General features: G+C 66.4%; 5 protein-coding genes. 2 read left to right on the top strand and 3 right to left on the bottom strand.

Annotated features, from left to right (window positions below):
- The 3 genes from WA965_RS25330 to sucT all read right to left on the bottom strand — a co-directional run.
- Window positions 1-1,062, bottom strand: a 1,062-nt coding sequence (locus WA965_RS25330) for an alpha-amylase family glycosyl hydrolase (protein ID WP_526448188.1), incomplete at its 3' end; no start/stop codon positions are given.
- A 1-nt stretch (window position 1,063) separates the two neighbouring features.
- A complete protein-coding gene (glgX, locus tag WA965_RS25325; protein ID WP_526295646.1) occupies window positions 1,064-3,217 on the bottom strand; it encodes a glycogen debranching protein GlgX in 2,154 nt (717 codons plus the stop codon).
- On the bottom strand, window positions 3,217-5,415 hold the full coding sequence (gene sucT / locus WA965_RS25320; protein ID WP_526295648.1) for an acetyltransferase SucT: 2,199 nt from the start codon (window positions 5,413-5,415) through the stop codon (window positions 3,217-3,219). The genes glgX and sucT overlap by 1 nt, the downstream gene beginning before the upstream one ends.
- Window positions 5,416-5,438: 23 nt before the next feature.
- Here sucT and bioA point away from each other — a divergent pair, with 23 nt between their 5' ends.
- Together bioA and WA965_RS25310 are read left to right on the top strand one after the other, a co-directional pair.
- Window positions 5,439-6,740, top strand: a complete 1,302-nt coding sequence (bioA, locus tag WA965_RS25315) for an adenosylmethionine--8-amino-7-oxononanoate transaminase (RefSeq protein WP_526295650.1) — start codon at window positions 5,439-5,441, stop codon at window positions 6,738-6,740.
- 110 nt (window positions 6,741-6,850) lie between these two features.
- Window positions 6,851-7,421: aminotransferase class I/II-fold pyridoxal phosphate-dependent enzyme (locus WA965_RS25310; protein ID WP_526448187.1), on the top strand; the 571-nt coding region annotated here is incomplete at its 3' end.

Genomic DNA, 7,421 nt, shown 5'->3' with positions numbered 1-7,421 from the left:
GTCGCGGCCGGTGGCCGCAACGACCGCCCGGCACAGCCGTCGCAGTTCGCTTGCGAGCGTGTCGGTGACAGCGGCGACCTTGAGCGCGCGCGCGATCCCCGGGGTCGCCGAATGGTCGACTCCGGCGGACTCGACCAGACCGGTGAGCGATTCGGCGCCGGTGGGGTCGACGAAGAGCCCACCGGTCTCGCGGAGTACGTCGTACCCGGTGGTGCCCGCCACGGGCAGGCTGGGGTCCAGCGGCTCGTCGACGGCGAGGATCTTCTCGATGACGATCCAGGCGTCCGGTCCGGTGAGTTCCCGCAGCCACGCCAGATAGCCTGCGGGATCGGACAATCCGTCCGGGTGGTCGATTCGGATGCCATCGACCAGGTTCTCGGCGAACCAGCGACCGACCTCGGCGTGGGTGGCGTCGAAGACCTCTCGGTCCTCCTGTCGCAGGCCCGCCAGTGAGGTGATCGAGAAGAAGCGCCGATAGCCGCAGATGCCGTTGCGCCAGCCGATCAGCTTGTAGTGCTGCCGGTCGTGCACTTCCGGCCCGGTGCCGGTGCCGGTGCCGGGACTGATCGGGTATTGCAGGTCGCCGAGTCGCAGCACGTCACCGTCGACCACCAGGTCGGCGACATCGTCGTCGGAACCCAGTACGGGCAACACGATCCGGCCGTCGGGGTCCAGCGCCCAGTCGATGTCGAAATATGAGGAGAACGTCGATTCGCGTCCGTGGGTCAGGACATCCCACCACCACCGGTTCTGCTTGGGGACGTCGACGCCGACGTGGTTCGGCACGATATCAACGACGATTCCCAGTCCCGCCGAACGTGCTTTCTCGGCGAGGCTCCGAAAGCCTTCGGGCCCACCGAGTTCGGCGGACACCGTGGTCGGGTCGGTCACGTCGTACCCGTGGCTGGAGCCTTCGGAGGCGGTGAGGATGGGGGACAGGTACAGATGCGAGACGCCCAGTTCGGCGAAATAGTCGACCAGTGCCTCGGCGTCGGCGAAGGTGAACGCCTCGCCACTGGCCGGGCCGCGCATCTGCAGTCGGTAGGTGGATGCCACTCTCATGTCAGGCGGTCTTGCGCAGGACGAGGACCGAATGGGGCTGCAGCGTGATCTTCTCGCCGGCCTTCACCACGAAGTCGGTGCTGCCGGTGGGGTCGGCGGTGTCCAGATCGGCAGTCCATTCCTTCGCGTAGTAGTCGCTGCGCGGCGCGACAAAATCCTGGACCTCGTCGTGAGAGTTGAAGCACAGCAGGAAGGAGTCGTCGACAACCCGTTCGCCGCGTTCGTTGGGGGCCGGGATGGCCTGTCCGTTGAGGAACACCGCCACACACTGGCCGAGGCCGGTCTCCCAGTCCTCGGGGTCCATCTCCTTGCCCGCAGGGGTGAGCCAGGCGATGTCCCTGGCCTCGGTGCCGGTGCGGATCGGCTTTCCCTCGAAGAACCGCCGCCGCCGGAACACCGGATGGGTCTTGCGGAACTTCACCACCTTGCGGGTGAACTCCAGCAGGTCGCCGTTGGTCTCGCACAGCGACCAGTCCATCCAGGAGAGTTCGGAGTCCTGGCAGTAGACGTTGTTGTTGCCCTGCTGGGTTCGGCCGATCTCGTCGCCGTGGGCGATCATCGGGGTGCCCTGCGACAGCATCAGCGTGGCCAGGATGTTGCGCATCTGCTTGCCGCGCAGTGCGAGGATCTCGGGGTCGTCGGTGGGCCCCTCGACGCCGCAGTTCCACGACCGGTTGTGGCTCTCCCCGTCGCGGTTGTCCTCGCCGTTGGCTGCGTTGTGCTTCTCGTTGTACGACACGAGGTCATTCAGCGTGAAACCGTCATGGCAGGTGACGAAGTTGATGCTGGCGCTCGGGCGTCGGCCCGTCGCCTCGTAGAGGTCTGACGACCCGGTCAGCCGGGACGCGAACTCGCCTAGGGTCGCGGGTTCGCCCCGCCAGTAATCACGCACAGTGTCGCGATACTTCCCGTTCCACTCGGTCCACAAACCTGGGAAGTTCCCGACCTGGTAACCGCCTTCGCCGATGTCCCACGGTTCGGCGATGAGCTTCACCTGGCTGACCACCGGGTCCTGCTGGACCAGATCGAAGAACGCCGACAACCGGTCCACGTCGTAGAACTCGCGCGCCAGCGTCGCGGCCAGGTCGAATCGGAACCCGTCGACGTGCATATCGAGCACCCAGTACCGCAGCGAATCCATGATCAACTGCAGCGTGTGGGGGTGACGGGCGTTGAGGCTGTTGCCGGTACCGGTGAAATCCTTGTAGTACCGGTTGTCGCCGTCGAGGAGTCGGTAGTAGGCGGCGTTGTCGATACCGCGGAAGTTGATCGTCGGCCCGAGGTGATTGCCTTCGGCGGTGTGGTTGTACACCACGTCGAGGATGACTTCGATGCCTGCTTCGTGGAACGCGCGCACCATCGTCTTGAACTCGGCTACGGCGCCACCGGCGTGCTTGTTGGCCGCGTACTGGGAGTGCGGCGCGAAGAAGCCGAAAGTGTTGTAGCCCCAGTAATTTTTCAGGTCCAGCTGTAAGAGCCGGTGGTCGTGGAGGAACTGATGGACCGGCATCAACTCGATCGCGGTGACGTTCAACGACTTCAGGTGATCGATGATCACGGGGTGCGCCAGGCCGGCATAGGTGCCGCGCAGTTCCTGGGGGATGCCGGGGTGGACCTGCGTCATGCCCTTCACATGGGCCTCGTAGATCACTGTCTCGTGATACGGGGTGCGGGGAGCGCGGTCAGAGCCCCACTGGAAGAACGGGTTGATCACGACGCTGGTCATGGTGCTGCCGAGTGAGTCGATCTGGGGCGGCACGCCACCGCTGGCCAGATCATCGGCGTGCAGGTCGTAGGAGAACAGTGCCTGGGAGAAGTCGAATTCGCCGTGAAATGACTTGCCGTACGGGTCGAGTAGCAGCTTGCTCGGGTCGCAGCGGTGACCGGACGAGGGACTCCAGGGCCCGTGCACCCGGAAGCCGTAGCGCTGCCCAGGTGTCACCGTCGGCAGGTAGCAGTGCCAGACGTAACCGTCGACTTCGTCGAGGTCGATCCGATGCTCTCGGCCGTCCTTTCCGATCAGGCACAATTCGACCCGGTCGGCGACTTCGGAGAACAGCGAGAAGTTGGTGCCGGCACCGTCGTAGGTGGCGCCGAGAGGGTAGGAGGCGCCCGGCCATACGGTGGGCACGGACCCCGGTTCCGACGGTGGCATCAGTCCGACCACCAGCCGGTGATGGCGGCGATCTGACGGCCCAGCTCATTGGTCATGGTGCGCATGTACGTGCTCGAGATGTGGTGGGAATCGTGATACATCAACACGTTTCCCTCCACGACTCGGCAATGATCAGGTCGACACACCGCATTGCTCATGTCGAGCGGGTGCAGCAGCGGAAACTCGGCGACGTAATCCAGTGTCGGGTTGTGATCCGACAGTACTTCGGATCGTTCGATTCCGCATGATGTGGCATCTCCGCCGCCTGCAAGGCAATCGGCAGGGAAGAACGGCTCGCCGTCGCGCACCATCCACGGGGTGTCCCGCATCGCGAGGATGGGAATTCCGTTGTCCGACAGCTTCTGCCAGATACCGAGGTAGCTCGAGGGCATCACATCGCCGGGCTTGATGTTCCATGGGCGGGTCGAGGTCGTGAACACGTAGTCGGGACGATCGGCGATGATCCTGGGCATGACCCGCTTGTTCCATTCTCGGCATTTCGGATACTTGCGGTTGTCACCCATCACCAGCGGTGTCTCCTCGGTCGTGAGCGGGCAGCCCATCTTGAGGTAGGTCACGATCTTGAAACCGTGCAGTCGACCCAGCAGGTCCAGCGCGGTGATCCAGTGTTCGGCGTGTGAGCCGCCGGCCAGTGCAATGGTGCGGGTCGCCGATTCGTCGCCGTAGGTGCAGTTGATCACCGTGGCGTTGTCGAAGTCGCTGATACATCCGTCGATCGTCGACTGCGGGATGTCGTCGTCGGCCTCGAGCACCGTCGGGCGCATCGGCAGCTTGGGCACCCGGGCGTTGTCGATCAGCGCACGCGCGCCCGGATAATCCCGCGAGGACAGCCCGGCGAGTTCCTTGCCGTTGTCCCGCAGCACGGTGACGTGCTCGCGCCACGAGAACGACGTCGCTGTCAGGGCCACTCCGAGAAGAGCGACGACCGAACCCAGCACGATCGTCGGCCGACGCAACCGGGTGCGCAGTCTCCCCGACGATCCGGAGGGCACCGCCGAGACCGCTGCTGCTGACGAATTACGAGCGCGCAGTGGCTCTTCGACGTATCGGGTCGTCAGCCAGGCCAGCAGCCCGGAAACCAGTAATACTGTTGCGCCCTCGATGAAGTTGACGCCTTGGCGGCCGGTGTAGGCGAGGTAGAAGATGAGCAACGGCCAGTGCCACAGATACAGCGAGTACGCCATGGCTCCGAGTGCCACGAACGGTGCCGACGCAAGCAGGCGGTTCGGTGCCGGGATCCGGCCCCGGGTGTGCGGATCGGCGTACCTATTGGCCGCCGACAGGATGAACAGCAACGTGGCACCCACCGGGACCAGCGCCCACGGTCCGGGGAACTCCCTGACCCCGTCGATCAGCGCGCCGCACGACAGGATGGCCGCCAGCGCCACCACCGCAGCGATGGTGCGCAGCCACATCGGAGCACGCACATGGGGGACCACCGCACCCACGAGAGCACCGAGCAGAAGCTCCCAGGCGCGGGCGAAGCTGCTGTAGTAGGCGGTGGCCTGGTCGGTGTTGTGCGCGATGATCGCGTACACGAACGAGGCGATGGTCAGCGCGGCGAGCACCACGACAAACGCCACCCGCATCCGCTTGCCGAGCACTCGACGGAAAAGGAACGCCGACAACAGGATCAGCACCAGGAAGGCGATATAGAACTGCCCCTGAACAGACATCGACCAGATGTGCTGCAGCGGGCTGACCGACTCGCCCGCGCGCAGGTAGTCCGAAGCGCTGCGTGCGAGTTCCCAGTTCTGGTAGTACCCGAGACTGGCCAGACTCTGGTCGGCGAACGTCTCCCAGCGGGTCTCGGGCTGGATCAGGATCGTCAGCACCGCGGACACGGCCAGCACCACGACCAGGGCCGGCAGCAACCGGCGGACCAACCGGGTCACTTCGGGCACCGGACGCAGCGCGGCGCCCGGGGTCAACGCGCCGCGCAGCAGTCGTCCGCCGAAGAAGAAACCGGAGAGCACCAGGAAGACGTCGACCCCGCCGGACACCCGCCCGAACCAGACGTGGAACACCGCCACGAGCAGGATCGCGACACCGCGCAGACCGTCGAGGTCGTGCCGGTAGAACCCTGACGTCCGCGTCCCGATGACAGGGGTCGCGGCAGGCGGGGGTGGACCCATATCGGTGCGGGACACCGGCCGGGCAGGGGCGAGGGTGTTCATGGTCGACGGTTAATCTACCGAAGGTGTCTGCGTTGACGCCTGCCGAGATCAGCGCTGTCGATGCCGCCCACATCTGGCATCCGTACAGCGCCATAGGCCCCGATGCCGTCGCCCCGACCGTCGCGGTGGGTGCCCACGGTGCCTGGCTGACTCTCATACACGAGGGACGTCGGGTCGAGGTGCTCGACGCGATGGCCTCCTGGTGGACCGCTGTCCACGGGCACGGCCACCCGATGCTCGACGCCGCCGTCACGCGGCAACTGGCGACGATGAACCACGTCATGTTCGGCGGGTTGACCCACGAGCCGGCGGCTCGGTTGGCCCAGCTGCTGGTGGAGGTGACACCGGACGGGCTGGAGACGGTGTTCTTCAGTGACTCCGGGTCGGTTTCGGTGGAAGTCGCGGTCAAGATGGCGCTGCAGTACTGGCGCAGCACCGGTCGTGGCGCCAAGAGCAGGTTGATGACATGGCGCGGGGGTTACCACGGCGACACGTTCACACCGATGAGCGTGTGCGATCCGCAGGGCGGCATGCATGAGCTGTGGACCGGCGCGAACTCGCTGCTGGCCGATCAGGTGTTCGCCCCGCCGCCGCCGTCGGACTACGACCCTGCCTACAGCGCGGACTTCGTCGAGCAGCTCGCCCGGCACGCCGACGAGCTCGCGGCGGTGATCGTCGAGCCCGTGGTGCAGGGCGCGGGCGGCATGCGGTTCCACGATCCCCGCTACCTCGTCGATCTGCGGGAGGCCTGTGATCGTCATGGCGTGCTGTTGATCTTCGACGAGATCGCCACCGGCTTCGGAAGAACCGGGGCGATGTTCGCCGCCGACCACGCCGCCGTCAGCCCCGACATCATGTGTGTCGGCAAGGCACTCACCGGCGGCTACCTCACCCTGGCCGCGACGCTGTGCACCCGCGACGTCGCGGACACCATCAGCGGCAACCCGCCGGGCGCGCTCATGCACGGGCCGACGTTCATGGCCAATGCGCTGGCCTGCGCGGTCAGCGTCGCATCGGTGGAGTTGCTGCTCGCCGGCGACTGGCGCGAACAGGTGCGCGACATCGAGGTCGGCTTGACCGAGGGGCTGGCGCCCGCGGCCGCGCTGGGCAACGTGGCCGATGTCCGGGTCCTGGGTGCGATCGGCGTGCTCGAGTTGGATCGCCCGGTGGACCTGCGCATCGCCACCCCGGCCGCCATCGAGCACGGCGTGTGGCTCCGACCGTTCCGCAACCTGGTCTACGTCATGCCGCCCTACATCTGCTCCCGCTCCGAGATCGACCAGATCACCTCCGGGATGATCGCCGTCGCGCGTGCTCTAACCTGAACGGTGTTCAATTGTCGGCCCGCCGACGTGTTCAATTGACGGGACCCGCCGACGTGTTCAATTGACTGGACCCGCCGACGTGTTCAATTCTCACCCCGAGAGGAGCCCGCGTGACCCGCCTCGGTCTGTCTCCACTCGCCTGGCTCGGTCAGGTCGAGACGCAGCGCCGCGCGGCCGGACTCCGACGTTCCCTGCGCAGCCGACCCCCCGTCGGCGCCGAACTGGACCTGGCCTCCAACGACTACCTGGGGTTGTCGCAGCATCCGGCAGTCATCGATGGCGGCGTGGCCGCACTGCGGACCTGGGGTGCGGGTTCCACCGGGTCCCGGCTGGTCACCGGCAACACCGAACTGCACGAGGCGTTCGAGGACGCCCTGGCCGGATTCGTCGGCGCCGCCTCGGCGCTGGTGTTCTCGTCGGGGTACACCGCCAATCTCGGCGCGGTGGTGGCGCTGTCCGGACCCGGCTCGCTGTTGGTGTCGGACGCGCTGACCCACGCCTCGCTGGTGGACGCGTGCCGATTGTCGCGGGCTCGGGTGGCGGTCACCCCGCACCGGGACGTCGCCGCGGTCGATCGGGCACTGACCGGCCGCTCCGAGGAGCGCGCCGTGGTGGTCACCGACTCGGTTTTCTCGGCCGACGGTGACCTGGCCCCGCTGAGGGAGCTACACGAGGTGTGCC

Source organism: Mycobacterium sp. (assembly GCF_049683935.1).
GTDB lineage: Bacteria > Actinomycetota > Actinomycetes > Mycobacteriales > Mycobacteriaceae > Mycobacterium.
Note: the sequence above shows the minus strand (reverse complement) of the source record. Positions and strands in the feature narration are given on the sequence as shown.

What these genes read in the sequence shown, in the direction of transcription:
- sucT (WP_526295648.1), bottom strand. Translation starts at nt 5,415, where the DNA reads ATGAACACCCTCGCCCCTGCCCGGCCGGTGTCCCGCACCGATATGGGT.
- glgX (WP_526295646.1), bottom strand. Translation starts at nt 3,217, where the DNA reads ATGCCACCGTCGGAACCGGGGTCCGTGCCCACCGTATGGCCGGGCGCC.